This window comes from Allorhizobium paknamense (assembly GCF_030815125.1).
Taxonomy (GTDB): domain Bacteria; phylum Pseudomonadota; class Alphaproteobacteria; order Rhizobiales; family Rhizobiaceae; genus Allorhizobium; species Allorhizobium paknamense.
In genome coordinates, this window is sequence record NZ_JAUSWH010000013.1 from 31,571 (window position 1) to 57,754 (window position 26,184).

At 61.3% G+C, this 26,184-nt stretch carries 24 protein-coding genes; 20 read left to right on the forward strand and 4 right to left on the reverse strand.

Going from position 1 to position 26,184, the window contains the following annotated elements; genetic code table 11:
* Positions 1-221: 221 nt before the first annotated feature.
* The 13 genes from QO005_RS17620 to QO005_RS17680 all read left to right on the forward strand — a co-directional run bounded on the left by QO005_RS17620 (position 222) and on the right by QO005_RS17680 (position 15,388).
* The gene (locus QO005_RS17620) at positions 222-1,439 is read left to right on the forward strand and encodes a deoxyguanosinetriphosphate triphosphohydrolase (RefSeq protein WP_307159375.1); all 1,218 of its coding nucleotides are present in this window, start codon (positions 222-224) and stop codon (positions 1,437-1,439) included.
* 64 nt (positions 1,440-1,503) lie between these two features.
* The gene (gene argS, locus QO005_RS17625; protein WP_307159376.1) at positions 1,504-3,261 is read left to right on the forward strand and encodes an arginine--tRNA ligase; all 1,758 of its coding nucleotides are present in this window, start codon (positions 1,504-1,506) and stop codon (positions 3,259-3,261) included.
* A gap of 63 nt (positions 3,262-3,324) precedes the next feature.
* On the forward strand, positions 3,325-5,958 hold the full coding sequence (locus QO005_RS17630; RefSeq protein ID WP_307159377.1) for an SPOR domain-containing protein: 2,634 nt from the start codon (positions 3,325-3,327) through the stop codon (positions 5,956-5,958).
* Between the two features lie 130 nt (positions 5,959-6,088).
* Positions 6,089-7,105, forward strand: coding sequence for a beta-N-acetylhexosaminidase (gene nagZ / locus QO005_RS17635; RefSeq protein ID WP_307159378.1), 1,017 nt, complete (start codon positions 6,089-6,091; stop codon positions 7,103-7,105).
* Complete coding sequence (locus QO005_RS17640; protein WP_307159379.1) at positions 7,105-7,965, forward strand: segregation and condensation protein A; 861 nt, start codon at positions 7,105-7,107, stop codon at positions 7,963-7,965. Before nagZ ends, QO005_RS17640 begins: the two co-directional genes overlap by 1 nt.
* Entirely contained in the window at positions 7,962-8,675 is a 714-nt protein-coding gene (gene scpB / locus QO005_RS17645; protein ID WP_370878100.1) for an SMC-Scp complex subunit ScpB, read from the forward strand. Before QO005_RS17640 ends, scpB begins: the two co-directional genes overlap by 4 nt.
* Positions 8,676-8,836: 161 nt before the next feature.
* Positions 8,837-9,031 carry a twin-arginine translocase TatA/TatE family subunit gene (locus QO005_RS17650; RefSeq protein WP_307159380.1) on the forward strand — a complete coding sequence of 65 codons (195 nt, stop codon included), beginning with the start codon at positions 8,837-8,839 and terminating at the stop codon, positions 9,029-9,031.
* Positions 9,032-9,154: 123 nt separating this feature from the next.
* The gene (gene tatB / locus QO005_RS17655; RefSeq protein ID WP_307159381.1) at positions 9,155-9,955 is read left to right on the forward strand and encodes a Sec-independent protein translocase protein TatB; all 801 of its coding nucleotides are present in this window, start codon (positions 9,155-9,157) and stop codon (positions 9,953-9,955) included.
* Positions 9,952-10,773, forward strand: coding sequence for a twin-arginine translocase subunit TatC (tatC, locus tag QO005_RS17660; protein WP_307159382.1), 822 nt, complete (start codon positions 9,952-9,954; stop codon positions 10,771-10,773). Before tatB ends, tatC begins: the two co-directional genes overlap by 4 nt.
* Positions 10,774-10,866: 93 nt before the next feature.
* A complete protein-coding gene (gene serS / locus QO005_RS17665; RefSeq protein WP_307159383.1) occupies positions 10,867-12,150 on the forward strand; it encodes a serine--tRNA ligase in 1,284 nt (427 codons plus the stop codon).
* Positions 12,151-12,157: 7 nt separating this feature from the next.
* Positions 12,158-12,919: a 5'/3'-nucleotidase SurE gene (gene surE, locus QO005_RS17670; protein ID WP_307159384.1), complete on the forward strand. Its 762-nt coding sequence runs from the start codon at positions 12,158-12,160 to the stop codon at positions 12,917-12,919.
* A 15-nt stretch (positions 12,920-12,934) separates the two neighbouring features.
* Positions 12,935-13,576, forward strand: coding sequence for a protein-L-isoaspartate(D-aspartate) O-methyltransferase (locus QO005_RS17675; RefSeq protein WP_370878104.1), 642 nt, complete (start codon positions 12,935-12,937; stop codon positions 13,574-13,576).
* 198 nt (positions 13,577-13,774) lie between these two features.
* Entirely contained in the window at positions 13,775-15,388 is a 1,614-nt protein-coding gene (locus QO005_RS17680) for a peptidoglycan DD-metalloendopeptidase family protein (protein WP_307159386.1), read from the forward strand.
* 95 nt (positions 15,389-15,483) lie between these two features.
* Here the strand turns inward: QO005_RS17680 and QO005_RS17685 are convergent, their stop codons facing one another.
* Positions 15,484-16,353 (reverse strand): ATP-binding protein, encoded by an 870-nt coding sequence (locus QO005_RS17685; protein WP_307159387.1) that lies wholly within the window; start codon positions 16,351-16,353, stop codon positions 15,484-15,486.
* A gap of 208 nt (positions 16,354-16,561) precedes the next feature.
* Here QO005_RS17685 and yajC point away from each other — a divergent pair, with 208 nt between their 5' ends.
* The 5 genes from yajC (at position 16,562) to QO005_RS17710 (ending at position 21,551) form a co-directional block, all read left to right on the forward strand.
* Positions 16,562-16,906: a preprotein translocase subunit YajC gene (gene yajC, locus QO005_RS17690; protein ID WP_307159388.1), complete on the forward strand. Its 345-nt coding sequence runs from the start codon at positions 16,562-16,564 to the stop codon at positions 16,904-16,906.
* 86 nt (positions 16,907-16,992) lie between these two features.
* Positions 16,993-19,542 carry a protein translocase subunit SecDF gene (gene secDF, locus QO005_RS17695; RefSeq protein ID WP_307159389.1) on the forward strand — a complete coding sequence of 850 codons (2,550 nt, stop codon included), beginning with the start codon at positions 16,993-16,995 and terminating at the stop codon, positions 19,540-19,542.
* Positions 19,496-19,930: an Mth938-like domain-containing protein gene (locus tag QO005_RS17700; RefSeq protein ID WP_307159390.1), complete on the forward strand. Its 435-nt coding sequence runs from the start codon at positions 19,496-19,498 to the stop codon at positions 19,928-19,930. Before secDF ends, QO005_RS17700 begins: the two co-directional genes overlap by 47 nt.
* A 2-nt stretch (positions 19,931-19,932) precedes the next feature.
* Positions 19,933-20,787 carry a phytoene/squalene synthase family protein gene (locus tag QO005_RS17705; RefSeq protein WP_307159391.1) on the forward strand — a complete coding sequence of 285 codons (855 nt, stop codon included), beginning with the start codon at positions 19,933-19,935 and terminating at the stop codon, positions 20,785-20,787.
* 305 nt (positions 20,788-21,092) lie between these two features.
* The gene (locus tag QO005_RS17710; protein WP_307159392.1) at positions 21,093-21,551 is read left to right on the forward strand and encodes a hypothetical protein; all 459 of its coding nucleotides are present in this window, start codon (positions 21,093-21,095) and stop codon (positions 21,549-21,551) included.
* A 23-nt stretch (positions 21,552-21,574) separates the two neighbouring features.
* Here the strand turns inward: QO005_RS17710 and trmFO are convergent, their stop codons facing one another.
* From trmFO to QO005_RS17725, 3 genes are all read right to left on the reverse strand, one after another.
* Entirely contained in the window at positions 21,575-22,996 is a 1,422-nt protein-coding gene (gene trmFO / locus QO005_RS17715; protein WP_307159494.1) for a methylenetetrahydrofolate--tRNA-(uracil(54)-C(5))-methyltransferase (FADH(2)-oxidizing) TrmFO, read from the reverse strand.
* Between the two features lie 181 nt (positions 22,997-23,177).
* Positions 23,178-23,321, reverse strand: a complete 144-nt coding sequence (locus QO005_RS17720) for a DUF1127 domain-containing protein (protein WP_307159393.1) — start codon at positions 23,319-23,321, stop codon at positions 23,178-23,180.
* A gap of 356 nt (positions 23,322-23,677) precedes the next feature.
* Positions 23,678-23,827 carry a DUF1127 domain-containing protein gene (locus QO005_RS17725; protein WP_307159394.1) on the reverse strand — a complete coding sequence of 50 codons (150 nt, stop codon included), beginning with the start codon at positions 23,825-23,827 and terminating at the stop codon, positions 23,678-23,680.
* A 609-nt stretch (positions 23,828-24,436) separates the two neighbouring features.
* Here QO005_RS17725 and QO005_RS17730 point away from each other — a divergent pair.
* Together QO005_RS17730 and QO005_RS17735 are read left to right on the forward strand one after the other, a co-directional pair.
* Entirely contained in the window at positions 24,437-25,534 is a 1,098-nt protein-coding gene (locus QO005_RS17730; protein WP_307159395.1) for a DUF2157 domain-containing protein, read from the forward strand.
* A complete protein-coding gene (locus tag QO005_RS17735; protein ID WP_370878101.1) occupies positions 25,534-26,130 on the forward strand; it encodes a GDYXXLXY domain-containing protein in 597 nt (198 codons plus the stop codon). The genes QO005_RS17730 and QO005_RS17735 overlap by 1 nt, the downstream gene beginning before the upstream one ends.
* Positions 26,131-26,184: the final 54 nt, after the last annotated feature.

The window sequence follows — 26,184 nt, forward strand, 5'->3', positions numbered from 1 at the left end:
CGTAGAAAACTGGAAAAAACTGGAACTGAAACCCGTCTTCCATCCGTTATGACAGGAAATGCCATGAAAATCAGGCGGTTTTACCAGTAGAAAAGGATGGGCGGCCGGGTTTTAAGCTATTCTATCGCTCATCCACGGTGCAATTGCTGCACAGGCTTCGCGACATGGTCTATAGGTATGGATAGACCAATTGGGCGTCAATGGGCGGGAACAGGACGAGTATGACGATAGACAGAAATGCGTTGGGTTTTGGTTTCGGTGAGCGGTCGATTTTTGCGGCTGATCCCTGGTCCACCCGTGGGCGCCTTTATCCGGAAGGCGCAAGCCTGACCCGTTCGGAGTTCCAGCGCGACCGCGACCGCATCGTTCACACCACCGCCTTTCGCCGGCTGAAGCACAAGACGCAAGTGTTCATCGGCCCCGATAGCGATCATTATCGCACGCGGCTGACCCATACCATTGAAGTGGCGCAGATTGCCCGGGCGCTGGCGCGCGCTTTCCGCATCGATGAGGATCTGGCCGAGGGTGTGGCCTTGGTGCATGATTTCGGTCATACGCCTTTTGGCCATACCGGCGAGGATGCGCTGGACGAGGTGCTGAAGCCCTATGGCGGCTTCGATCACAATGCCCAGTCGCTGCGCATTGTCACCAAGCTGGAGCGGCGCTATGCGGAATTTGACGGCCTCAATCTCACCTGGGAAACGCTGGAAGGGCTGGTGAAGCATAACGGCCCGCTGATGACGCCGGACGGTGAGGGCACGCGCGGCCCGGTGCCGCTGCCCATTACGGAATATTGCGCGCTGCAGGATCTCGATCTGGCGAGCTACGCCAGCCTTGAAGCCCAGGCTGCTGCCGTGGCCGATGACATCGCCTACAACACCCATGACATCGATGACGGTATCCGCTCCGGCTATCTGACCTTCGACATGCTGGAAGACGTGCCTTTCCTGGCCGGATTGATGCGTGAGGTGCGGGAGAAATATCCCAATCTGGAGGAGGATCGCTTCACCCACGAGATCATGCGCCGCCAGATCACCCGCATGGTGGAGGATGTGATCGGCGTGGCGCAATCGCGCCTGTCGCGTATCAAGCCGATGTCGGCGGATGACATCCGCCAGGCGGGCGAAACCATCATCACCTTCTCCGAACAGATGGCCGAGACCGACCGCCAGATCAAGAAGCTGCTGTTTTCGCGCATCTACCGCCATCCGGATATCATGCGTATCCGGGCAGGGGCCGCGCAGATCGTCACCGACCTTTTCCACGCCTATATGGAAGAGCCGAGCCTGATGAAAAGCCACTATTGGGTGGAACATATCGCGGGGCTCGAAACGCCTGCCAAGGCCCGCCATGTCGGCGATTATCTGGCCGGCATGACCGACACCTATGCGGTGCGCGTCCACCGCCAGCTGTTTGACCACACACCCGATTTGCGATAGGGCAGCGGGCGAAAAGGGGCGCCGCATCCATGCGGCGCTGCCGCTTTGCTGTGGATTGATTGCGATGAACCTGTTTGCCGATTTCGAAAATCGAATCAAAAATGCCCTCGAAACCCTTGACCTTGTAAAGGAAAAGCGAAGCGAGCTGGCTTTCGACAGGATCGTCGTGGAGCCGCCGCGCGATGCCAGCCATGGCGATGCCGCCACCAATGCCGCGATGGTGCTGGCAAAGCCGCTCGGCACCAATCCGCGTGCGCTGGCCGAGCTTCTGGGCAATGCGCTGAAGCAGGATGCCGATATTGCCGAGGTGTCGGTGGCCGGTCCCGGCTTCCTGAATATCCGGCTTTCCACCGCTTACTGGCAGCGTCTGCTGGCCTCGATGATCGAGGATGGCACACGCTTTGGCCAGACGGGGCTCGGCAATGGCCGCAAGGTCAATGTGGAATATGTGTCGGCCAATCCCACCGGCCCCATGCATGTTGGCCATTGCCGTGGCGCGGTGGTGGGCGATGCCCTTGCCAATCTTCTCGGTTTTGCTGGCTTCAACGTCACCAAGGAATATTACATCAACGATGCCGGCTCGCAGATCGACGTGCTGGCGCGGTCGGTCTTCATCCGTTACCGCGAGGCGCTTGGTGAAAAGGTCGGTGAAATTCCGGCGGGTCTGTACCCGGGCGACTATCTGAAGCCGGTGGGCGAGGCGCTGGCGCAGGAATTCGGCACGCGCCTGCACACCATGCCGGAAGAAGAGTGGATGGCGATTGTCAAGGATCGCGCCATCAATGCCATGATGGCGATGATCAAGGACGATCTGGAAGCCTTGAACGTCAAGCACGACGTGTTCTTTTCCGAACGGCAGCTGCATGCCAATGGCGGCGCGCCGATCCGCACGGCCATCAATGATCTGACCTTCAAGGGGCATGTCTATCGCGGCACGCTGCCGCCGCCCAAGGGGCAATTGCCGGAAGACTGGGAAGACCGCGAGCAGACCCTGTTCCGGTCCACGGAAGTGGGCGACGATATCGACCGTCCGCTGATCAAATCGGATGGGAGCTACACCTATTTTGCCGCCGACGTTGCCTATTTCAAGGATAAGTTCGATCGCGGCTTCGAGCAGATGATCTATGTTCTCGGCGCCGATCACGGCGGCTATGTCAAGCGGCTGGAGGCCGTGGCGCGCGGCGTCTCCGAGGGCAAGTCCAAGCTCACTGTGCTGCTGTGCCAACTGGTCAAGCTGTTCCGGGATGGCGAGCCGGTGAAAATGTCGAAGCGCTCCGGTGACTTCGTGACGCTGCGGGAAGTGGTGGAGGAAGTGGGCCGCGATTCCGTGCGCTTCATGATGCTCTACCGTAAGAACAGCGAGCCGCTGGACTTCGATTTCGCCAAGGTAACCGAACAGTCGAAGGACAATCCGGTCTTCTACGTTCAATACGCCCATGCCCGCTGCATGTCGATTTTCCGGCAGGCGCGCGAGGCTTTTGGCGATCTCGATCTGTCGCCTTCGGTGCTGGCGTCGGCGGTGGACGGTATTACCGATCCGGCGGAAGTACAGCTCATTGCCAAGCTTGCAGAATATCCGCGAATCATAGACTCTGCGGCACAGTCGTTAGAGCCGCATCGCGTTGCTTTTTATCTTTACGATCTGGCCAGCTCCTTCCATGCGCATTGGAACAAGGGTAAGGATCAGCCGGAATTACGATTTGTTAACGATAAAAATAGACAATCAAGTCTTGCCAGACTCGGGCTGGTGCATGCCGTCGCCTCTGTGTTGAAGTCGGGACTTGCCATTACCGGCACCGACGCCCCGGAGGAAATGCGATAGGCATCACCATTTCCCCACATTGCGCTGGCATGTCATTGGTCGCGTAGCGAGTGGATGTCGGGTATGGTGCAAAAACAGGCTGCATATAGTAGGGGGCCGGCTGGCGACGACTTTGCGGATGATGATCCGCTGGCGGAGCTGGCTCGTCTCGTGGGCTATGAGGCGCCTGTCGTGCGCCATGGTGAGCTGAAGGAGGCCCGTCCGGCCTCCCCGGAGCCGCGCCATATTGAAACAGCCCCCATCGAAACCGTTGACCTGCAGGACGAGCTTCTGCAGGAGGTGGATGATTTTCAACTTCCGTCCGAGCCGCATTCAGGTGGTACGGCCCACGCCGCGCCCACCTATACGGCGGAGGTCTATTCACCGGCCTATGAGCCTGTGTCCTTTGGGGGCGGCCAGCCTGCCTATGGCGATGAGCCGCAGGGCCATGGCCATTTCGGTGCTGATCACAGCGACGCAGGCGGCCTTGCCAGTGAGCTGGAATGGTCCGTCGGCGATGTGGCGCCCGAGCCGCAGGCGCAGGCCCGCAGCGGCGGCGCCGATCCCGCCGATGGTTACGGCCGCTATCGCCTGCCGCTTGCGAATTTCAATTCCGTCCGCTCCACCGCCGCGCCTCAGCCGCGGGAAGAGCCGCGTTTCGAACCCGCACCGGCTGCTCAGCCTGAACCTCATGCGCCAGTTCATCATGCTTATGCGCCAGAGCCGGAATTCGTGCCGGAGCCTGCCGCTGAGCCGGAACAGGATTTTGATTTTGGCTTCTCTCCGCAGGATCATCATGCTGCGGAAGCTGCCGCTCCGATCCATCTGGATACCGTTCCCGTTCGTGAGACCTCGGCGCTGGTCTATCCGGAGGCGCCGGTTGCGCCTGTCCGGCGTGAAGTGCCAAGCTTCTTCGAGGAGCTTGCCCGCTCTGAGGCTCCCGAGCCTGTCGCCAGATCGGTCACCATGCCGGCTGCTGCGCCCGCCTATACTGCCCCGCAGGCAGCATCGGCCCCTGCCGCGCAGGACGAAGATCTCGATCTGTTCGGCGATGGATTCGAGCTGGAACTGGATGACATCGAACTTGATTTGTCCGATCTGAATGTGAAGCCGGAAGCCGCTCCGCAGCCCGCACCGGCTGAGCCTGCGCCTGCCGTTCACGCCGCTCCACAGCCGGTGACGCAAGCCGCGCCCGTTGCGGCCCATCATCCGGCACCGGCGGCACCCCATGCGGATCAGCATCTGCCGTTCGATGCAACGGAGATCGCCGATCAGGACGATCACCTGGAAACGCTCGCCCATCTCGAAGTGCCGGAATTGCCGCCTGTCGAGGACGAAGTCGTGCCTGTGAATTTCAATCAGGAATTCGATTTCGATATCGATGCAGAACTGGCCACACTTCTGGACCAGAAGGTGGAACAGGCTCCGCAGCGTTCTCAGCCGGCCCCGGCGGCCGTGCCGCCGCAGGCCGTGGCTGCCACGGCTGCTGCAGCCGGTGTTGCAGCGGCTGCGGTGCCGCCCATGGCGGCCCAGGTTCGCAACATGCCGAGCGAGGATTTCGACGTCTTTGAAAAGGCGCTGGAAGAAGATTTCCGCCGCAGCCTGGATGGTCCGCACAGCTTTGGTGGCCGCCCGCAGGGTGCGGTTGCCGTGCCCGTCGAGGAGATGAAGGCGGACGACGAAGATTATGAGGACGACCAGCCGACGTCGCGTCGCTGGATGGTGGCTGCTGCCGCCGCCGTTCTGGTGGTGGTTGGTGCCGGTGGTGTGCTGGCCTGGAAATATGGTGGTGCCGGTGAGGGGCTTGGTGGCGGGGAGCCGAAGATCGTGATGGCCGACAAGGCTCCGGTCAAGGTCGTTCCGCAGGATCCGGGCGGCAAGTCCGTGCCCAATCAGGACAAGGCGGTTTATGACCGTGTGGCCGGCGCTGCCTCCGACCAGCCGAAGCAGAAGAGCCTGATCTCCTCCGACGAGGAGCCGATGGATGTGGCGCAGCGCACGCTGGAGCCCGATAATCTGCCGATGGAAAATGAGGCGGAAGCCGATGCGAATGCGGCGGACAATCCGCCTGCCGGTGCCGGAAATCCGCAGCAGACGGCGAATGCGCAAAGCGGCCAGCCGGGCGACAATGCCCAGTCCAATCCCGGCCTGCAGCCGCGCAAGGTCAAGACGATGATCGTCCGTCCGGACGGCTCGCTGGTGGCTCAGGATAGCGATGCTCCGGCAACGGCCAACACGACACAGGCTTCGGTGCAGCAACCCGCTGCCCAGCCGCCGCAGCCCGCTTTGTCCGCGCCCTCGGCGCAGCAGCCGGCTCCGGTGAACCAGCCGGTCCCGACCCCGCGTCCGACGGTGCAGACTGCCGCCGCAAAGCCTGCCGCGCAACCGGCGCCCGCCGCTGCAAAACCTGCGGCACCCGCACCGGCTACGGCGCAGCCTCAAGCTGCGGCCACGCAGACCGCATCGGCCTCCGCAGGCGGCTATGTGGTGCAGATCTCCTCGCTGCCGACGGAAGCGGACGCCCGCAAGAGCTATCAGAACCTCTCCGCCAAATATGGTTCGATCATTGGCGGCAAGGGTGTGGATATCAAGGCGGCGGACATTCCCGGCAAGGGCACCTATTACCGCGTTCGCATTCCAGCCGGTGGCAAGGATGCCGCCGTGTCGATGTGCGAACGCTACCGCGCCGCGGGCGGAACCTGCATGGTCACCCGCTGACGATAAAAACGGAAAAAGCCCCCGAGGTTGGAGGTCCAACTTTCGGGGGTCAGTTCACGTCCGGGGCTTTTTCTGTGCATGATAGCTGCCTGCCTCTCGGTTTTTGCCGCATCTGCGCTATTGTCACGGCATGACCCAAGCAAAAGCCATGATTTTGGGCTGTTCCGGCCCTGTCCTTACCCAGGATGAGATCGCTTTTTTTCGCGATCATCAGCCTTGGGGCTTTATTGTTTTTGGCCGCAACTGTGTGGACGGCGCGCAGATTGCCGATCTGGTTGCGGGGCTACGCGATACCGTTGGTGGACGCAATGCGCCGGTGCTGATCGATCAGGAGGGCGGACGGGTGCAGCGTATCCGCGAGCCGATGAGTCCGCGTTATCCTTCGGGGGCCGCCATTGGCGATCTTTACCGCCGCGACCGGCAGAAGGGCCAGCGGGCGGCCTGGATCATGTCTCGCCTGCACGCCTTCGACCTGTCGCGCTATGGTATCAATGTCGATTGCCTGCCGGTGCTGGACGTGCCGGTGGAGGGGGCCAGCAATGTCATTGGTGACCGGGCCTACGGCACCGATCCGCTGATGGTGGCGGACCTTGGCGAGGCGGCGGCGGCGGGTTTGATCGCTGGCGGTGTGCTGCCTGTGGTCAAGCATATCCCCGGCCACGGGCGCGGCATGGCGGATTCGCATCATGAGCTGCCCGTGGTTTCGGCCTCGCGCGAGGAGTTGCATGCCCATGATCTGCCGCCCTTCAAGCGCATGCGGCATGCCTTGATGGCCATGACCGCCCATGTGGTTTACACCGCCTATGATCCGGACCACACGGCATCGACGTCGAAAAAGGTGGTTGAGGAGCTGATCCGCAACGAGATCGGTTTCGGCGGCTTGCTGATGAATGACGATATCTCGATGAATGCGTTGAAAGGCACGATTGCCGAACGTGCCCGCGCGGTGATTGCGGCGGGCAATGACGTGCTGCTGCATTGTCACGGTATCATGGAGGAGATGGCGCAAGTCGCGGCAGAAGCGCCGGAGCTTGATGGCAAATCTCTGGAGCGTGCCAAGGCCGTTGAAGCTGCATTTGGCAAGGTCGATGGCGAGAATGAACAGGCACTGCGCGAGGAATTCGCGGGTCTGATGGCGTCTGCCTGATGGTGATGCCCGGTGCACCTTCAGCCCCCAATCCGGCTGCGTCCTCAGCGACGCCGCTGGAAAAATTGTGGGAGGAAGGACCGGACAGGGCGAGCGGCGATCCGGCCCTGGTGATTGACGTTGCGGGCTTTGAGGGCCCGCTTGATCTGCTGCTGTTTCTGGCGCGCAACCAGAAGGTTGATCTGGCGCGTATTTCCGTGCTGGCGCTGGCCGAGCAATATCTGCATTTCATTGAACAGGCCCGGCGCATTCGCATTGAGTTGGCGGCGGATTATCTGGTGATGGCGGCATGGCTTGCCTATCTGAAATCGCGCCTGCTCATCCCCCAGCCTGCCAAGGATAACGAGCCGAGCGGCGAAGAAATGGCCGCAGCCCTTGCCTTTCGCCTGAAGCGGCTGGAGGCGATGCGCGATGCCGCCGGCCGTCTGATCAACCGCAACCGGCTTGGCCGGGATGTGTTTGCGCGCGGCGCGCCGGAACATGTGCCGCACCACACCACCTCCGCCTATCAGGCCAGCCTTTACGACCTGCTGTCGGCTTACGCCAATCTGCGCCAGCGCACCGCCTTTACCCAGGTGACGATCGAGCGGCGGCGGGTCTGGTCGCTGGTCGATGCCCGCACTCTGCTCAACCAGATGATCGGCGAGATCACGGACTGGACGGCGCTGGACAGCTATCTTCTGCAATATCTCACCGATCCCGCCGAGCGGATCACGGCCATCGCCAGCGCCTTTGCGGCCTCTCTGGAACTTGTGCGGGAGGGCAAGCTGCAAATTCGCCAGGAGGGTGCTTTTCAGCCCATTTACATGCGCGGCGGCCGGGCAGGCGAGGCCATGCCAGCGGAGCAAACGGACCCATGACGCCGCAGGAAGAATATCCGGAACTGTTCACCGCGGCCGAGGACCCGACGGCAGCGATCCGCCACCGGGAAGCCCTGCGCATTGCCGAGGCGCTGGTCTTTGCCTCTTCGGAGCCGGTCTCCGAGGCGTTTCTGGCGGAGCGCCTGCCGAAAGAAACCGACGTTGCGGCCTTGATGCTTGAATTGCAGCAGGATTATGCGCCGCGTGGCGTCAATCTGGTGCGGGTGGAAAATCACTGGGCGTTCCGCACTGCCGCCGATCTTTCCTTCGCGATCCGCAAGGATGACACGGATGTGAAGAAGCTTTCACGCGCCGCGCTGGAGGTGCTGGCGATCATCGCCTATCATCAGCCGGTCACGCGCGCCGAAATCGAGGACATTCGCGGCGTCCAGACCTCGAAAGGCACGATCGACGTGCTGCTGGAGGCAGGCTGGGTGCGGTTCCGTGGCCGTCGCCGCACACCGGGCCGTCCGGTAACCTTCGGGACGACCCGCGATTTCCTCGATCATTTCGGGCTGGAGGAGCTGCGTGACCTGCCGGGGCTGGAGGAGTTGAAAGGGGCAGGCCTGCTCTCCGGTCGTATTCCGCCGAATTTCCATGTGCCGATGCCAACCGGCAGCGATGATCTGACCGAGGATGAAGATCCGATCACGGCGCTGGATATCGAGGAGCTGGGTTTGCTGGCTCCCCGGGATGATGATCCTGCTTGAAGTGGTGCGGCTGATACAAGGCTGGATTGGTCATGCCCACTCTTTTGCTGCCAAACTTCTGGGGACAGCGGTGTTCGGGGTCATGCATTGGAAAATGCTGTTTGAAAAACCTCGGCAAACATCTTAAATCGTTGAGAGCGTGAAATTGAGGAGCTGGACCCATGGGTTCTTTTAGTATGTGGCATTGGCTGATCGTTCTGGTGATCGTGCTGCTGTTGTTTGGCCGCGGCAAGATCCCGGAGCTGATGGGCGATGTCGCCAAGGGCATCAAGAGCTTCAAGAAGGGCATGTCCGATGACGACACGCCGGAGACGCCAGCCAAAACCGTCGATCACAAGGCCGACGAGACCAAGTAAGGCGACGTTGAGAGCGGGCCGTGGGTTTCATGACCCGAGCCCGCGCCTGCGCAGGCATGCCTCATGCCTCCGGTCGGAGGAGGGGTTGCCGTTGGGATATGAGGCCGCTTCGGGAGCCTGATTATGCTGGATATTGGCTGGAGCGAACTGCTGGTCATCGCAGTGGTGCTGATCGTTGTCGTGGGTCCAAAGGACCTGCCGCCGATGTTGCGGGCCTTTGGCAAGATGACCACGCGCCTCAGGCGCACGGCTGGGGAGTTCCGCGCCCAGTTCGAGGAAGCCTTGCGGGAATCCGAGCTTGACGATGTTCATCGCACCATCAGCGATGCCCAGCGCTTCAATCCGGCCAATGCCTTGCGCGAGGCAATCAATCCGCTGCGCGAGATCGGCCAGGAATTGAAAGCCGATCTGGAGCGGTCCACCCAGGCCCCCAGCTTTCCAGTGGATGACGGCCACGAGCCGCCCTCTGCCCTTGCGCAGCCCATGACGGCGGACGATCTGCCGCCACTCGGCGCGCCGGCGGCAGGGGATCCGGTGGTCTCGTCAAAGCCTGCCGACCCGCAGGCGTCAGCCGCGAAACCGGCTGCTGTCACAGCCGTTGGAACGGCTGCCCCTGCTGCGGCCGAGGACGTCAAGGCCAAGCCTGCACGTGCCCGCAAGCCGAAACCCGCCGCCAGCGACGCCGTGTCACCCGTTGCTGTCGAAGAAAAGCCGTTGGCAAAGCGGCGTAAATCTGTAGCCGCCAAGCCTGCCTTGGTCGCGCCTGAACCTGTCGTCGAGGCTGCAAAGCCCCGCAAGCCGCGCGCTGCCAAGCCCAAAGCGGCCCTTGAGCCTGAAAAGACCGTTGTTGTCGAGGGTGAGGTCATCACCCCGAAAAAACGTGTTGCAAAGAAAAAGCCCCTGTCTGGTAAGGACACCGCATGAGCGACGACATCGAGGACAAGCCGCAGCCCCTGGTGGAGCATCTGATGGAGCTGCGTACGCGGCTCATATGGTCGCTTCTGGCTTTTTTCATTGCCTTCATCGTCTGCTTCTTCTTTGCCAAGCATTTGTTCAACCTGCTGGTCATTCCCTATAAATGGGCGGTGATCTGGGCGCATCTCGATGTGGCCAAGGCAGAATTGATCTACACGGCCCCTCAGGAATTCTTCTTCACGCAGGTGAAGGTGGCAATGTTCTCGGCCATGGTGCTCGCCTTTCCGGTAATTGCCGCCCAGCTCTACAAATTCGTGGCGCCGGGGCTCTACAAGAACGAGCGGCAGGCTTTCCTGCCCTTCCTCGTGGCTTCGCCGGTGCTGTTCCTGATGGGGGCGGCGCTTGTCTACTTCTTCTTCACGCCGATGGTGATGTGGTTCTTCCTGGCCATGCAACAGGCGCCGGGCGAGGGGGATGTGGCGATTTCGCTGATGCCGAAGGTGTCGGAATATCTCAGCCTGATCATGTCGCTGGTCTTTGCCTTCGGGCTCGTCTTCCAGCTTCCGGTGGTGACGACGCTTCTTGCCCGCGTCGGCATTCTTGAGGCGAAGTGGCTGGCGGAAAAGCGCAAATATTTCATCGTCATCGCCTTCATCGTCGCCGCCGTGCTGACCCCGCCGGACCCGATGTCGCAGATCGGCCTTGCGCTGCCTACCATCATTCTCTACGAGGTCTCCATCTACGCGGCACGAATCGTGGAGCGCAACCGCGCCAAGGCTTCGAGTGCGGAAGAAGAGACGTCTACCGAGCTTTCCGAGCGTAGCTGATGCTAAACTGATTGATCATGAGGGCTGGCCGGGAAACTGGGCTGGCCCCTTTCTGTTAAAACGATCTGGCTGTTAAAACGATCTGGAACACCCATGCTTGACATCAAATGGATCCGCGACAATCCCGAGGCTTTCGATCAGGCGCTGGCCAAGCGCGGCGCGGATGCGCTCTCCGCCAGCCTGATCGCGCTGGATGAACGCCGCCGCTCCGTGATCCAGTCCATGCAGGACATGCAGTCGCGCCGCAATGCCGCCTCCAAGGAGATCGGCGCGGCCATGGCCCAGAAAAACACCGAGCTTGCCGAAAAGCTGAAGGCCGAAATGGCCGTGCTGAAGGAAAGCCTGCCGGCGGCGGAAGAAGAACAGCGCAAGCTCACCGCCGAACTCAACGATGCCCTGTCGCGCATTCCGAATGTGCCGCTGGACGATGTGCCGGTGGGCAAGGACGAGCAGGACAATGCCGTGGCCCGTGTCGTTGGCCAGAAGCCCGGCTGGAACCACGAGCCGAAGGAGCATTACGAAATCGGTGAAGCCCTGGGCTACATGGATTTCGAACGCGCCGCCAAGCTTTCCGGCGCAAGGTTTACGGTGCTGACAGGACCGCTGGCGCGGCTGGAGCGGGCGCTCGGCCAGTTCATGATCGACCTGCACACCGGCGAGCATGGCTATACGGAAGTGTCGTCGCCGCTGATGGTGCGCGACGATGCCATGTTCGGCACCGGTCAGCTGCCGAAATTCTCAGAAGACCTGTTCAAGACCACCGATGGCCGCTGGCTCATTCCGACGGCGGAAGTCACGCTGACCAATCTCGTTTCCGGGGAAATTCTGGAGCAGGACAAGCTGCCGCTGCGCTTTACCGCGCTTACCCCGTCCTTCCGGTCGGAAGCAGGCTCGGCAGGCCGCGATACGCGCGGCATGCTGCGCCAGCATCAGTTCTGGAAGTGTGAGCTGGTGTCGATCACCGACGCCGAAAGCTCGATTGCCGAGCATGAGCGGATGACGGCTTGCGCCGAGGAGGTGCTGAAGCGTCTCGGCCTGCATTTCCGCACCATGACGCTTTGCACGGGCGATATGGGCTTTGGCGCGCGCAAGACCTATGACCTTGAAGTCTGGCTGCCGGGTCAAAAGACCTATCGCGAGATTTCGTCCTGCTCGGTCTGCGGCGATTTCCAGGCGCGACGCATGAATGCCCGCTACCGCAACAAGGACGGCAAGGGTACCAGCTTCGTTCATACGCTGAACGGTTCCGGCACGGCGGTCGGCCGCTGCCTGATCGCGGTTCTGGAAAACTATCTCAATGAAGACGGCTCCGTCACTATTCCCGACGTGCTCCTGCCCTATATGGGCGGCTTGAAGAGGATCGAGAAGGCAGCCTGAGGACGAGATGCGCATTCTGCTGACCAATGACGATGGTATCCATGCCGAAGGCCTCGCCGTTTTGGAGCGGATTGCGCAGACACTCTCCGATGATGTCTGGGTGGTGGCGCCCGAACATGACCAGAGCGGCCTTGCCCATTCCTTGACCCTGTCGGAGCCACTCAGGCTTCGGCAGATTTCGCAAAAGCGCTTTGCGCTGCGCGGGACGCCGACCGATTGCGTGATCATGGGCATTCGCAACATCCTGCCCGATAAGCCCGATCTCGTGCTCTCCGGTGTCAATGCCGGGGCCAATCTGGCCGATGACGTGACGTATTCCGGAACCGTGGCGGGCGCGATTGAAGGCACGGTGCATGGTGTGCGTTCCTTTGCGCTGAGCCAGGCCTATCATTACGAGGGTGAGCGCATCATTCCCTGGGAGGTGGCGGAAACGCTGGCGCCGGATCTGATCCGCAAGCTGATGGTGATGGATATGCCGCAGGGCAGTTTCCTCAATCTGAACTTCCCCGATTGCGCTCCTGCTGACGTGCGCGGCGTGGAGGTGACCGCGCAGGGCAAGCTGGAGTTTGGCCTGAGCGTGGAAGAGCGCAAGGATGCCCGGGGCTTTCCCTATTTCTGGCTGCGTTTCGGCGACCGCAGGGGCGCTTTTCATCCCGGCAGCGATATCCGCGCGGTGCGTGACAAGCATGTGTCCGTGACGCCGTTGAAGCTTGATATGACCGATTACAGCCTGCAAACTGGGCTGAGAGCGATTTTGCAGCCGGAGTGAGTCTTGAAGACAGCCATGCTGGAACGGGAGGGCTTTGCCGCCTTGGTGCTCAGATTGCGCGCCGAGGGCATTTCCGACCTCGATCTTCTGACGGCTGTCGAGCAGACGCCGCGCTCTCGCTTCGTGGCGCCGCATCTGGCGGAACATGCCTATTCCAGCCGCACCATTCCCATTGAATGCGGCGCCTTCATGGAAGGCGCCGATCTTGCCGTGCGGCTGATCGAGCGGCTGCGGGTCAAGCCCGGCCACCGTGTGCTGGAAGTGGGCACCGGCAGCGGTTTCATGACCGCCGTGCTGGGGCGGCTTTCCGAGCGTGTCGTTTCCATAGAGCGCTATCGCACCCTCGTGACGGATGCGCAGGCGCGCCTCGACAGTTTCGGTTTGCGCAACGTGATTCTCCGTCATGGTGATGGCGCGGGCGGTTTGCCGGGTGAGGGGACCTTCGATCGAATCATCGTGACCGCCGCTTTCCCGGCCATGCCGCGCGCCTTTACCGAGCAACTCGTGCATAATGGCGTGCTGCTTGCCCCGATCATGATCGATGAAGATCGTTGCATTATGGTGCGCCTGACGCGCACCGGCAGCCGATTCGAGCGGGAAGATCTGTTCGAGGTGCCTTACCTGCCGCTGACGCCGCGGGTTGCAGCATTTTTATAGGGCGGTTCAAGCCTTCCCGCCTGGGGAAGCATTAACTTTCCAAAAGCCCGGTTTCCCAGCGTTTCGCAGCTGCGAAACGGCTTATTTCATATTTGATTTACCGAAAATGTTCATCGCAAATTCATCGGGTTAACCGGTCGGTAACACTAACGCGCTTTAATCATCCCACAAATGGTTGCGTCGTGAGTGGATCGTTTCATGCGTCAGCGTCAGTCTCAAAAATCAGGCATGCCGATTGCCCATATGGTCTGGGTCGGCCTCATGGCCAGCGTCGCGACCGGTTGCAGTTCGGATTCCAGCCGCTTTGCCGGCGTCTTTTCCAATACCGATTCCATGCAGACGGCCTCTACCGGTTCGGCAGGCAGCCTCAATACGCCGCCGCCCGTGCCGGAAGCCGATGTGGATGGCGGTAATGGCGGCGGTTACGGCGGCGGTGGTTATAATGCAGCACCGGCCTCGGGTGGTTATAACAGCCGTCCGCAGGCAGCCGCCCAGCCCTATCCGTCGCAGCAGACCTATTCGCCCGCGCGGCGCGCCTCCTCGCCGCTGTCGGTGCAGAAGTCCGAACTCGCGCCGCCTTCTGGCGCAAGCGCCACATCCGGCCCCATTTCCAGCCGCGGCAAGCAGGTGGCTTCCGTTCAGCCCAGCGCCCAGGCGTTCCCGGCGCATGCGGCTCCGCAGCCGGCTTTGGCCGATGAAGATGGTGGCATGGCAGCCGCTCCTCAGGCGCAGCCGCCGATGAAATCCAGCAATGGCTGGAGCACGGCGAACGCGCCGCGCGTCGTGCTGAAGCCGGGCGAAAGCATTGCGACGCTGTCGCAACGTTATGGCGTGCCGGAAAAGGAAATCGTCAAGGCCAACAATCTGTCTTCCGCCGGGGCGGCCCGTCCGGGCCAGTCCATTCTCATTCCAACCTTCGGTGCGCGCAGCACCCCGGCCCGTACGGCTGCCGCCGAAGGGTCGCTTCTGCCGCCCGGCCAGTCTCCCACCCTGCCGCATCAGCAGGAAGAAAAGCTGGCCGTTCTGCCGAACAATCCGAAGCTGCGTGACAAGGCGGGCTCCGATCTTGCCGTGGCCAATGCAAAGAACGCCGCCGGTGACGGTAAGACTCCGCCCACTGGCGGTTATGTGGTCAAGCCCGGCGATTCGCTTGCGAAGATCGCCAAGGCCCATGGCGTTTCCGTCGATCAGTTGAAGGCGGCAAACGGCCTGAACGGCCAGTCTGTCCGCGTTGGCCAGACGCTTTCCATTCCGGCTGGTGGACAGGCAGAGCCGGTCAGCACCGCTGCCGCCCCGGTCAAGGCCGAACCCGCCAAGGTGGCTGCTGCGGCACCGGCTGCCCAGGCTCCGGCCCCGGCGGCCCAAGCTCAGGCCACCAAGTCGGTCACGGAAGTCGCCTCCGCCGATCCCGGTGCGGCTGCTCCGGAAGCCACGGGCATCGGCAAATATCGCTGGCCGGTGCGCGGTGCGGTGGTCGCTGGTTTCGGCGCCAATGTCGCGGGCAAGCGCAATGACGGTATCGACATTTCCGTTCCCACCGGCACGCCGGTCAAGGCAGCGGAAAACGGCGTCGTCATCTATGCCGGCAATGGCTTGAAGGAACTCGGCAACACGGTGCTGGTCCGCCATGACGATGGAACCGTCACCGTCTATGGCCATGCCGATGCTATTTCCGTGCAGCGCGGCCAGAAGGTGCAGCGCGGTCAGCAGCTTGCAACATCGGGCATGAGCGGCAACGCCTCGCAGCCCACCCTGCATTTCGAGGTGCGCAAGGACGCCACCCCGGTTAACCCCATGACATTCCTTGAATAAGGTAGTGCGTTTCAAGGATGATCGAAAAAGGCCCGGCTTGCGCCGGGCCTTTTTTGTTTCAGCTCAGGATAAGGAGGCTCCCATCATCCGCCGGTTCATGTCCGGTCCATGGCGACCCTCAGACGGCCAGCTACATCCTGGATATATTGCCAGGCGACGCGGCCGGAGCGGCTGCCGCGGGTCGTGGCCCATTCCAGCGCCTGCCGATGCAACTCTTCCTGGGCCAGTGGCAGCTTGAAATGCGCGGCATAGCCGTCGATCATCGCCAGATAATCCTCCTGGCTGCATTTGTGAAAGCCGAGCCAGAGGCCGAAGCGGTCGGAGAGGGACACTTTTTCCTCCACCGCCTCCGAAGGGTTGATTGCCGTGGATTGCTCGTTTTCCATCATGTGCCGGGGCAGAAGATGCCGCCGGTTGGAGGTGGCGTAGAACAGCACATTGTCCGGCCGTCCCTCGATGCCGCCATCCAGCGCGGCCTTGAGCGATTTATAGGCGGTATCGTCATGGTCGAAGGAGAGGTCATCGCAGAAGAGGATGACACGCTGGCTGCTGTCCTTGAGGATTTCCATCAGGCCAGGCAGGGTGTCGATATCCTCGCGGTGGACTTCCACCAGTTTCAGCGCCGTGCCGGTGTGCGCCCGGACATCCGCGTGAACGGCCTTGACCAGCGAGGATTTGCCCATGCCGCGCGCGCCCCAGAGCAGGACGTTGTTGGCCGGAAAGCCCTCCGCGAAGCGCAGCGTGTTTTCGTGCAGGATATCGCGCACATGATCCACACCGCGAATGAGCGAGAGCTGAACGCGATTGGGGCGCGGCACCGGCTGCAAGTCCAGGCTTTCCGGCGCCCAGACAAAACAGTCTGCGGCCTGCCAGTCGATCAGGGCGGGCTTCGGTCCTGCCAGCCGTTCCATCGCATCGGCAAGGCGCCGCACCTCGTCGAGAAGCAGTGTCAGTGTATCGCTCATCCGGCTCTCCATGCTTGTCGAAATGGGTGAAATCCGCCATCACAAGCGGGCTAACATAGTTAAAACCCGGGCTGAAAGGTTAAATACAGGGGATTCGGTACGGGCGCCTCCTGTTTTTGTTGCAATCAGCCCGGCCCTTACTATATTCCGGCCTCCAAAACCCAGGGGCTGAAGGTGCGCCATTGCCCCGTTTCCGAAGGAGTTTTTCATGTTGATCACGCAGGCCTTTGCCCAGGATGCAGGCACCGCCACCGCGACGGGACTGGGCTCCGGTTTCGAGATGCTCATTCTCTTCGTGCCCCTGATGGTTATCTGGTATTTCCTGCTCATCCGCCCGCAGCGGGCGCAGATGAAGAAGCGGGAGGAAACGCTTTCCGCCATTCGTCGCGGCGACCAGATCGTTCTGGGCGGCGGCCTGATCGGCAAGGTCACCAAGGTGATCGACGAGAAGGAAGTCGAAGTCGAAATTGCCGACGGCGTGAAGGTGCGGGCCTTGAAGAGCCTGGTGGCCGAAGTGCGCGTCAAGGGCGAACCGGTCAAGGCCGACAGTTGATCGCATGACCGGGGTCATCTCTCGGTGACCCCGTTTTCTCCGGCGTAACCGCCACCCGCCTTTCTCCTCCTCATCGCGGACCCCCGATGCTCTACTTTTCTCGCTGGAAAACCATCGCCATCTGGCTCGTCGTTCTGGGCAGCATCGTCATTGCCATGCCCAATCTTTTCAGCAAGGAGCAGCTGGAGCATCTGCCGCGCTGGTTCCCGTCCTCGCATGTGACGCTTGGCCTCGACCTGCAGGGCGGCTCGCACATCATGCTGAAGATCGAGCGCGGCGATATCGTCAAGGAGCGGCTTGAGGCAACGGTTGGCGATATTCGCAATGCCCTGCGCAATGCCAATATCCGCTATAGCGGGCTGACCGGCACGGGACAGGTGGTGCAATTGCGCGTGACCGATCCTGCCCAGGTGGAGGCCGCCAAGACGGCGCTGCAAAGTCTGACCGCACCGGTCAGTGACGGAGCCTTTTCCAGCGGCTCCATTCAGGAAGCGACGCTGGAAGATGCGGGCAATGGCCTGCTGAAGGTGACGCTCTCCGATGCCGGTATCGACTATCGCGTCTCGTCAGCGCTCACTCAGTCCATCGAAGTCGTGCGCCGTCGCGTCGATGAGCTTGGCAATACCGAGCCGCTGATCCAGCGCCAGGGCAAAGACCGTATCATCGTTCAGGTGCCGGGGCTCAGCGATCCGCAACGCCTGAAGGCTCTGTTGAACCAGACCGCGAAGCTGACCTTCCGTCTGGTCGATACCTCCATGCCCGCCAGCGAAGCCATCAACGGCCGTCCGCCTGCGACCTCCGAGGTGCTTTACAGCCAGGACGACCCGGCTGTGCCCTATCTGGTAGAAAAGCGTGTGCTGGTGTCTGGCGAGGAGCTCGTGGATGCACAGGCGAGCTTCAACCAGCAGACCAACGAACCGGTGGTAACCTTCCGGTTCGACAGCCGGGGCGCCCAACGTTTCGCCCAGGCCACGCAGCAGAATGTCGGGCGGCCCTTCGCCATCATTCTCGACAATCAGGTGATTTCGGCGCCGGTCATCCGCGAGCCGATCGTCGGCGGATCGGGTCAGATTTCCGGCAATTTCTCCGTGGAAGGCGCAAACGATCTGGCCGTGCTGCTGCGCGCGGGTGCACTGCCCGCCACACTGACGGTGGTGGAAGAACGCACCGTCGGCCCGAGCCTTGGCGCCGACTCGATCCGTGCCGGGATTTCCGCCGGTATCATCGGTGCGCTGCTGGTGGTGGCGCTGATGATCGGCCTCTATGGTTTCTTCGGCGTTTTGGCCGTGGTGGCACTGGTGGCCAATATCATCCTGATCATCGCGGTTCTGAGCCTGATTGGCTCGACGCTCACCCTGCCGGGCATTGCCGGTATCGTGTTGACCATCGGCATGGCGGTGGATTCCAACGTGCTGATCTATGAACGCATCCGGGAAGAGTACAAGAGCGGGCGCTCGCTGCTGCAATCCATCGAGACCGGCTTTTCCAAGGCCATGGGCACCATTGTCGATGCCAATGTCACGACGCTGATCGCCGCCTTCGTGCTGTTCTTCCTTGGCTCCGGTCCCGTGCGTGGCTTCTCGGTGACGCTCGCCATCGGTATCATCACGACCGTGTTCACAGCCTTCACGCTGACGCGCTGGCTGTTTGCCGAATGGGTGCGCCGCCGCCGTCCGAAGGTGCTGCCCAAGGGAGTACGGACCGGGATTTTCGATGGCACCAACATTCCGTTCATGGGGCTGCGCCGCTATACCTTCGGGGTTTCCGTGGCGCTGTCGCTGGCCGCCCTGACAGGGTTCGGCACGGTTGGGATGAAACTCGGCATCGATTTCACCGGCGGTTCGATCGTGGAATTGCGCGCTCGCCAGGGCAATGCCGATATTGCCGATATTCGTCAAAGGCTGAGCGGGCTCAATGTTGGCGATGTGCAGGTGCAGGGTTTCGGCGATCCGCAAAGCGTGCTGGTGCGCTTGCAGGCGCAGGAATCGGGCGAAAATGGCGAGCAATCGGCTGTCGCCAAGGTGCGCTCCGAGCTTGAGGAACAGTATGAATTCCGCCGCACCGAAGTGGTCGGTCCTTCTGTTTCCGGCGAGTTGACGAAATCCGCCACCATTGGCGTGCTGATCTCGCTGGCGGCCATCCTCGTCTATATCTGGGTACGGTTCGAATGGCAGTTTGCTGTCGGCGCGATCATCGCCACCCTGCATGACGTGATCCTGACGCTTGGCCTGTATGTCATTACCGGCGTCGAATTCGACTTGAGCAGTATCGCGGCCATTTTGACCATCGTCGGCTATTCGCTGAACGATACGGTCGTGGTCTATGACCGCATGCGTGAAAACCTGCGCCGCTTCAAGAAGATGCCGCTGGACGTGCTGATCGACAGCTCGATCAACCAGACCCTGTCACGCACGATCCTTACCTCCGTCACCACGCTCCTGGCGCTCCTTGCACTGTTCCTGTTTGGCGGCGAGGTCATTCGCTCCTTCACCTTTGCCATGCTGTTTGGTGTTGTCGTCGGCACGTTCTCCTCTATCTACATTGCAGCGCCCGTGTTGATTGCCTTCCGCCTGCGGTCGAGTGGCAAGGATGAGGGCGACAAGACCGAGGCCGCTCAGGCCAAGGCAGGAGCATAAGGTGTCCAAGGGCCTGGTGATACGTGAGGCGCATTTTCCCGGACGGGCCGCCATCGATGCCTATGGCAATGGTGGCTTCCGGTTTGCGGATATGTCGCATCGCGGCTCGCTGCTGATGCTCCCCTCCGGCATTTACGGCTGGGAGGTCAGTGAAGCGGCGGGTGTGACGGTAGAATCGTTGAAGCGCGTGCTGGAAGAAGCCGAAGGCATCGAATTTCTGCTGATCGGCATGGGCGATGCGCTGCAGCCCATACCTGCGCCGGTCAAACAGGCTCTGAAAGACGCAGGGATCGGTTCCGATCCCATGAGCACCGGCGCTGCCGTGCGCACCTATAATGTCATGCTGGCGGAAGAGCGGGCCGTTGCAGCCGCGCTGATCGCGGTCTGACGATGGCTGGCGACGAAGTGCAAGGCGGCGATCACATTCTCACTTTGCTGCGGGAGAGTGATCGTGACCGTTATCTCGCCTGTCTGCTATCTCCTGCCGGGCATCAACCGGCCTTGGCGGCGCTTTATGCCTTCAATGCAGAGCTGGCGCGGGTGCGGGATCTGGTGCGGGAAGCCTTGCCGGGTGAAATCCGCCTGCAATATTGGCGCGACCTTCTGGCGGGTCAGGCCCATGGGGAAACTGGTGGCAATCCGCTGGCCGCAGCTCTGCTCAAGACCATCGCCGATTATCGACTGCCGGTGCAGCCGTTTCAGAACATGATCGATGCCCGTGTCACCGATCTCTATGACGACCCGATTGGGCCGCGCAGCGCCCTGGAAGGCTATGCCGGAGAAACGGCCTCGGCACTGATTCAGCTCGCAAGCCTTGTGCTGGATGCGCAGGCTGCCGCCGCCCATGCCGAGGTGGCTGGTCATGCGGGCGTGGCGCAGGCCATTGCCGGGCTGCTGCTGTTGATGCCGCAGCATCGCGCGCGCGGCCAGCTTTACGTTCCGGATGAAATTCTCGCTGCCACCGGTCTCGACCGCGACAGTTTTCTGGCCGGTGAGGACAAGGCCCGCATTGGCGCGGCCATAGAGGCCTTTGCAGGGCTTGGCCTCGATCATCTTGCCAAGGCTCGCTCTCGCACGCCTATGCCGGCGGCGCTGATGCCTGCCTATCTGCCGGTAGCGCTGGCCGGTCCTGTCTTGCGGAAAGCCCGGCGAGCCGGGGCAGGGCTTTTCGAAGAAAATGTACGGCCAGCCCAATGGCGGCGCCAGATTTTGCTTCTCAAGGCACAGGTGACAAGACGTTTCTGAAAAAGCTGCAGCGTTTTCCCTTCGTCCTCTTAGAGCATTTCCAGAAAAAGTGGGAACCGGTTTTCCGTCCGGAAATGCGTAAAAACAAAGTGTTACAGCGCTGTGCGTTTGATAAAACGTACAGCGCTGTAATGGATTCCAAACTCACGCAAGGCTCAGGGCGTAAAGCGAGCAAGGACAGGCTGGAGAGCGGCCTGACAGCGCCTGTCGGTCGCGTCTGCGCCGGACAGGGAAACACTCGAAACGAATTTCGGGCCAGTTTCGCGCTTGGTGCGACGAGACGGTCCTGACGTGGAGGAAGCTGCGTGGGCTTTGCGATCTGGGCAATCGTTTTTTTCGGTATTCTCGCTGCCGCCTGGTATGCATCCAGAATGGCCGAGCGGAACGGCAACGATACGCTGAGTGACATGGGCCTTGCGATCATGGAGTTCAATCGCGCCTTTCCGCAGGAGGCTATACGCAGCCTGCATGCGACGGCGGATGGCAGGGCGGTGTTCGTGCGGCTGCATGACAACCGCGCCGGCTTCATGCGCAATATGCGCCATCATTACGCCTGCCATCTGATCGAGCCGGGCCGCGTGCGGGTGATTGCCACCGAGGCCCGGAAGGGTTTTCGCGTCGAGTTTGCCGATGCGCCGCAGCACAATGGCGATTACGCTTTCCCCACTTCCGCCGAGGCGGCGGAAGTCTCTCTTTGGTTGCTCGGCAATTACGTGGCGGCGAAGGATGCCGAAATCCTGCCCGGTTCCGCCGACGCGGTGTGAGCCTCCATCACACACCGAGCCCTTTATAAGCCGAGCCAAGTGCGGCAATCCGCCAGCGCGCGGGCGGAGAGAAGCTGGCGCTTCATGATGGTCTTGTCCTTGCCGCGAAAGCGCTTCACGCCTTCCGGCTTGACGATGGAGCCGGGCGCGAGCTCCGGAAACAGGCCGAAATTGATGTTCATCGGCTGGAACGAGCGTTTCCCCGGCTCATCCTCCGAGACGATATGGCCGCCGGTGATGTGGTTGAGCAGGGCGCCGAGTGCCGTGGTGGCAGGCGGCAGCGACGGGGCTTGCCCCTTCTTCTCGGCGGCGGCGAATCGTCCGGCCAGAAGACCGATGGATGCGCTTTCCACATAGCCTTCGCAGCCGGTGATCTGCCCTGCGAATCTGAGCGCAGGACGGCTCTTTAGTCGCAGCGAAGAATCCAGCAGGACCGGCGAGTGAATATAGGTGTTGCGGTGCAGGCCGCCCAGCCGGGCAAATTCCGCATTCTGCAGCCCGGGAATCATCCGGAAGATTTCCGCCTGCGCGCCGTAGCGCAGCTTGGTCTGGAAGCCTACCATGTTGTAGAGCGTGCCGAGCGCGTTGTCCTGCCGCAATTGCACGACGGCATAGGGCTTGACGGTCGGATTATGCGCATTGGTCAGGCCCATCGGCTTCATCGGACCATGACGCAGTGTTTCCCGTCCGCGCTCGGCCATGACTTCAATCGGCAGGCAGCCATCGAAATAGGGGGTGCCTTCCCATTCCTTGAAGCCGACGGTGTCACCGGCGATCAGCGCATCGACAAAGGCGTTGTACTGCGCCTGGTCCAGCGGGCAATTGATGTAATCCTTGCCGGTTCCGCCCGGCCCCACCTTATCATAGCGCGATTGATACCAGCAGATCGACATGTCGATGCTTTCGCGATGGACGATGGGGGCAATGGCGTCAAAAAAGGCAAGCGCATCTTCCCCGGTCTCGGCGCGCAGCGCCTCCGCGAGGCTCGCCGAGGTCAGGGGGCCGGTGGCAATGATGGTTTGCCCCCAATCTTCCGGCGGCAAGCCCTGCACTTCCTCCCGCACCACGGTGATCAGCGGATGCTTTTCCAAGGCTTCGGTCACGGCCTCGGAGAAACCGTCTCGATCCACGGCCAGCGCTCCACCGGCTGGAACCTGATGCTTGTCGGCTGCGGCCATGATCAGCGAACCGGCCAGCCGCATTTCTGCGTGAATCACACCAACGGCATTGGCTGTCGCATCATCGGAGCGGAAGGAGTTGGAGCAGACCAGCTCGGCCAGGCCATCGGTCTTGTGGGCATCCGTGCCGCGCACGCCGCGCATTTCGTGAAGGATAACGGGCACGCCAGCCTGCGCCGCCTGCCAGGCGGCTTCCGAGCCTGCAAGCCCGCCGCCGACAATGTGAAGAGGGGAGTTTTCGAGGTTCTGTGTCATGGCGGCGTCCATATCACGGAGGAAGGGCGCTTCCAATCCGCCGCGCGTGTCCTGGCCTTATTTCCAGAGCAGGGCGGAAATTTTTTATTGTGCTGTAAGGCAAAGAGCATACAGCAAAAAGGCGCCGCTCGGGCGCCTCACTTGCAATGCCGCGTCAGCCTCTCAGGGCGCCACAGCCGTAGGATACAGACGCTCAGCGGAAGGAGCGGGCTGCGATGTTACGGATGTCGTAGCGGGTGATGCCGATGTCGCTGAGAGCCTGGTTGGAAAGGCTGCCGAGTTCGGCAATCGTGCGGCGGTAGCTGATGTAGTTCTTAGCAATGCGGATCGGGTTCATGGTGTTTTCCTCGGATATCGGCTTGTCAGGCCTGCTTGGCCCCAGCCGTTGTGTGTCTTCTACTCCCGCAGCGCAACAGAGAACAGTGCAAAAAATGAGCGACTGCCATGCATTTGTGCAGATTCTTGCGCTTTATTTGGGCAGTGCAGCTCTTCTGAGCAAATGCGGAAAAACGCCTGTTTCAGCCGCGAAACATCGGTTTTGATTATGAGGGGGCAGCATATGAAATCGCAGACAACAAAAAAGCCCCCCTTGCGGGAGGCTTTTCGTGCAATTCTTGATCAGCGGGGCGTTAGCTTTTTGCTTTAACGCATTCCCGGTCGGAAAACCGGTTTCCGCTTTTCCTTAAAAAGATCTTAGCGACCGTTAACAGCGTGGCGTGCAACGCGGCGGATGTCGCCACGGCCGATGCCCAGATCGTTCAGTTCGCGGTCCGACATGCGGTCCAGCTCGGTTACGGTCTGACGGAACTTGCGCCAGTTGCTGATGGTGCGGGTCAGGTTCATTGGTCTAGCCTCTCGTGTGTTGCTGGCCACCGAGCCAGCCCTTCGCTCTGATGAGTTGAATATAGGTGTTTTCCGGGATTCACAGAAGAGCTAATGCTGCGAAGCACCTATGTGTTTGCTGCATGGCGGCGGTCTCCATGCTTAACAAATGGCTAACTTATGGGCAAAGGGCTGTCTGGCTCGGATACAGCCGCGAAACAGACGTTTTGCGGCTGCGAAGCGAACGATACCAGATATTTTCAGGGAGTTTTAAAGGCTTAAAGCAGCAACGCCCACCGGGGGAGGAGATCCGGTGGGCGTCGACTGAAAGTGGCTGACAATTGGGAGGAGGAGGGTTGTCAGCCCGTCCGGTACCGCATTGGGAGGAGGAGTATGCGGTACCGAAATCCTGCTTGCTGGGCTGTTTGCCGCCCCGCTTGCTGTTGATTCATATCTAATCGATTTTAGGTTTTTTGTGCAGTGCGAAGTTCTCATGGAAGGTATGCGTCTGGTGCAGAAGTCCAGACGTACTGCGGCCGTGCTGCCCGCTTTCCCCTTGCCGATTTTGCGCCTGCGCCCAACATGGACTACACAAGAATGAAACTGGCCCGACAATGAGGTGTTGGCGGAATGTATCGCGCACGCTTGAAGAAGGATCTGGCGCGCTGGGTGTCCCAAGGCCTGATCACAGCCGATACGGCTGAGGCCATGCTGGCCGATCAGCGCGACCAGCCGGCTGTCATCACCACCGGTGGCGTATTGATGATGCTGTCTGCCGTATTGATCTCGGCCGCGCTGTTGCTGCTGGTGGCTGCCAATTGGCAGGCCATTCCCCGGCTGGTGAAGGTAGGGGGCATATTGACGCTGATCTGGATCTTCCATCTCGGGGGCGCGCTCCTCATGGCCCGGGGCAGGGTGATCCTGGGCGAGGTTTTGCTTGTGCTTGGCGCCGTCAGCTTCGGTGCGGCGATCTCCCTGGTTGCGCAGCTCTATCATCTTTCCGGCGATGTTCTCGATGCGCTGGCGCTCTGGCTTTGCGGTGCGCTTGCGGCCTGCCTTGCCTTCCGCTCTCAGGCGCTGGGCGGGGTGGTTGTGCTTCTGGCCGCCGCCCTTGTGGTGGCAGGTTACGATCAGAACCAGTGGAACTGGGCGGGTGAAGCCCGCTGGCTGTCGCCTGCCATGGTCGTGCTCATCCTGTTCCCGGCCTGGTGGGTGCGCCGCCCGGCGCTCATCCGGGGTGCGCTTCTCCTTCTCTATACCTGGCTGATCTGGATCTATTCTCTCTCCTCGGACAATCAGCTGGCGGCGGCCTATGTCGTTGCGGGCGTCACGATCTTCGTGCTTTCCGCGCTGGTCGCGCAGCGCGGGCTATTGCGGGAGGCTGGTGTTTACCTCGCCCCCTTTGCCCTGTTGCTCGCCGCCTTCGGCCTGCTGGTGCTCAATATGGAATATGACGAGGGCCTGCCGCTTGCCGGTATTGCCGTCCTCACCCTTGCCGTTGCCATTCTGGCGCTGGCGCTCAAGGGCTCGGAGGATGCAACGATCCGCGCTCTGGCCTATGGCATGTTTGCTGCCGAGGTGCTTTATCTGTCCTTCACCACCATCGATAGCCTGCTTGGCACTTCCGGTTTCTTCTTCCTAAGCGGCCTGATCGTTGCGGCTCTGGCCTTTGCCGTGCTCAGGCTGGAGCGGCATTTCAAGGCGCGCCGGGTGCGGGAGGCTCAGTGATGATGTTTACCTATGACCGCCGTAACCGTCTCTTTCGCCTTCTGTCGGCAGCCATTCTGATTGCCGCCCTGGAAACGGTGGCGATCGGCGCCATGATCGAGCATCGCGCCCGCATTCTTCGAAGCGGCGCCGACGTGCTGCTGAAAACCACCGCTGTCGACCCGCGTGACCTGTTGCGGGGCGATTATGTGCTTCTGAATTACGGGATTTCCGTCATTCCGGAGGAGAAGCTGGTCGGAGAAAGGCCGTCAACGCCGGAACGCCTGCCGCTGAATGTGCGGCTGACGGCAGGGGCAGATGGCTTTTATCAGGTGGAGGAGGCGTCCTTCGAGACCTTGCCGGTCCGGTCCGGCAGCGTGATCCTGCAAACGGAGCCCTTCGATTTCATTCCAACCATGCTGACTGCGGGCGGCGTGCTGCATGTGCGCTACGGGATAGAGCGTTACTATCTGCCGGAGGGCGAAGGCAAGGAGATTGAGGCGGCCCGCAACGCCGGTGACGTCACGGTGGATGTGCGCGTTTCTTCTGGCGGGCAGCCGCAGATCCGGCAATTGCGCCTTGGCGGCAAGCCATTGCATAGTGAGCCGCTTTATTGAGGGATTGCCGGTTTTTGCCTGTCATTTTTCCTTTGCGTTGGCAAAGACGGGTGT

Bases quoted from the DNA above. Each gene is read 5' to 3' on its own strand.
- trmFO (WP_307159494.1), bottom strand. From the start codon at position 22,996: ATGGACGCCGCCATGACACAGAACCTCGAAAACTCCCCTCTTCACATT.
- tatC (WP_307159382.1), top strand. From the start codon at position 9,952: ATGAGCGACGACATCGAGGACAAGCCGCAGCCCCTGGTGGAGCATCTG.
- argS (WP_307159376.1), top strand. From the start codon at position 1,504: ATGAACCTGTTTGCCGATTTCGAAAATCGAATCAAAAATGCCCTCGAA.
- QO005_RS17730 (WP_307159395.1), top strand. From the start codon at position 24,437: ATGTATCGCGCACGCTTGAAGAAGGATCTGGCGCGCTGGGTGTCCCAA.
- yajC (WP_307159388.1), top strand. From the start codon at position 16,562: ATGTTGATCACGCAGGCCTTTGCCCAGGATGCAGGCACCGCCACCGCG.
- tatB (WP_307159381.1), top strand. From the start codon at position 9,155: ATGCTGGATATTGGCTGGAGCGAACTGCTGGTCATCGCAGTGGTGCTG.
- QO005_RS17680 (WP_307159386.1), top strand. From the start codon at position 13,775: ATGCGTCAGCGTCAGTCTCAAAAATCAGGCATGCCGATTGCCCATATG.
- secDF (WP_307159389.1), top strand. From the start codon at position 16,993: ATGCTCTACTTTTCTCGCTGGAAAACCATCGCCATCTGGCTCGTCGTT.
- QO005_RS17685 (WP_307159387.1), bottom strand. From the start codon at position 16,353: ATGAGCGATACACTGACACTGCTTCTCGACGAGGTGCGGCGCCTTGCC.
- surE (WP_307159384.1), top strand. From the start codon at position 12,158: ATGCGCATTCTGCTGACCAATGACGATGGTATCCATGCCGAAGGCCTC.
- QO005_RS17650 (WP_307159380.1), top strand. From the start codon at position 8,837: ATGGGTTCTTTTAGTATGTGGCATTGGCTGATCGTTCTGGTGATCGTG.
- QO005_RS17620 (WP_307159375.1), top strand. From the start codon at position 222: ATGACGATAGACAGAAATGCGTTGGGTTTTGGTTTCGGTGAGCGGTCG.
- QO005_RS17630 (WP_307159377.1), top strand. From the start codon at position 3,325: ATGGTGCAAAAACAGGCTGCATATAGTAGGGGGCCGGCTGGCGACGAC.
- QO005_RS17725 (WP_307159394.1), bottom strand. From the start codon at position 23,827: ATGAACCTGACCCGCACCATCAGCAACTGGCGCAAGTTCCGTCAGACC.
- serS (WP_307159383.1), top strand. From the start codon at position 10,867: ATGCTTGACATCAAATGGATCCGCGACAATCCCGAGGCTTTCGATCAG.
- nagZ (WP_307159378.1), top strand. From the start codon at position 6,089: ATGACCCAAGCAAAAGCCATGATTTTGGGCTGTTCCGGCCCTGTCCTT.
- QO005_RS17735 (WP_370878101.1), top strand. From the start codon at position 25,534: ATGATGTTTACCTATGACCGCCGTAACCGTCTCTTTCGCCTTCTGTCG.
- scpB (WP_370878100.1), top strand. From the start codon at position 7,962: ATGACGCCGCAGGAAGAATATCCGGAACTGTTCACCGCGGCCGAGGAC.
- QO005_RS17720 (WP_307159393.1), bottom strand. From the start codon at position 23,321: ATGAACCCGATCCGCATTGCTAAGAACTACATCAGCTACCGCCGCACG.
- QO005_RS17675 (WP_370878104.1), top strand. From the start codon at position 12,935: ATGCTGGAACGGGAGGGCTTTGCCGCCTTGGTGCTCAGATTGCGCGCC.
- QO005_RS17640 (WP_307159379.1), top strand. From the start codon at position 7,105: ATGGTGATGCCCGGTGCACCTTCAGCCCCCAATCCGGCTGCGTCCTCA.
- QO005_RS17700 (WP_307159390.1), top strand. From the start codon at position 19,496: ATGAGGGCGACAAGACCGAGGCCGCTCAGGCCAAGGCAGGAGCATAAG.
- QO005_RS17705 (WP_307159391.1), top strand. From the start codon at position 19,933: ATGGCTGGCGACGAAGTGCAAGGCGGCGATCACATTCTCACTTTGCTG.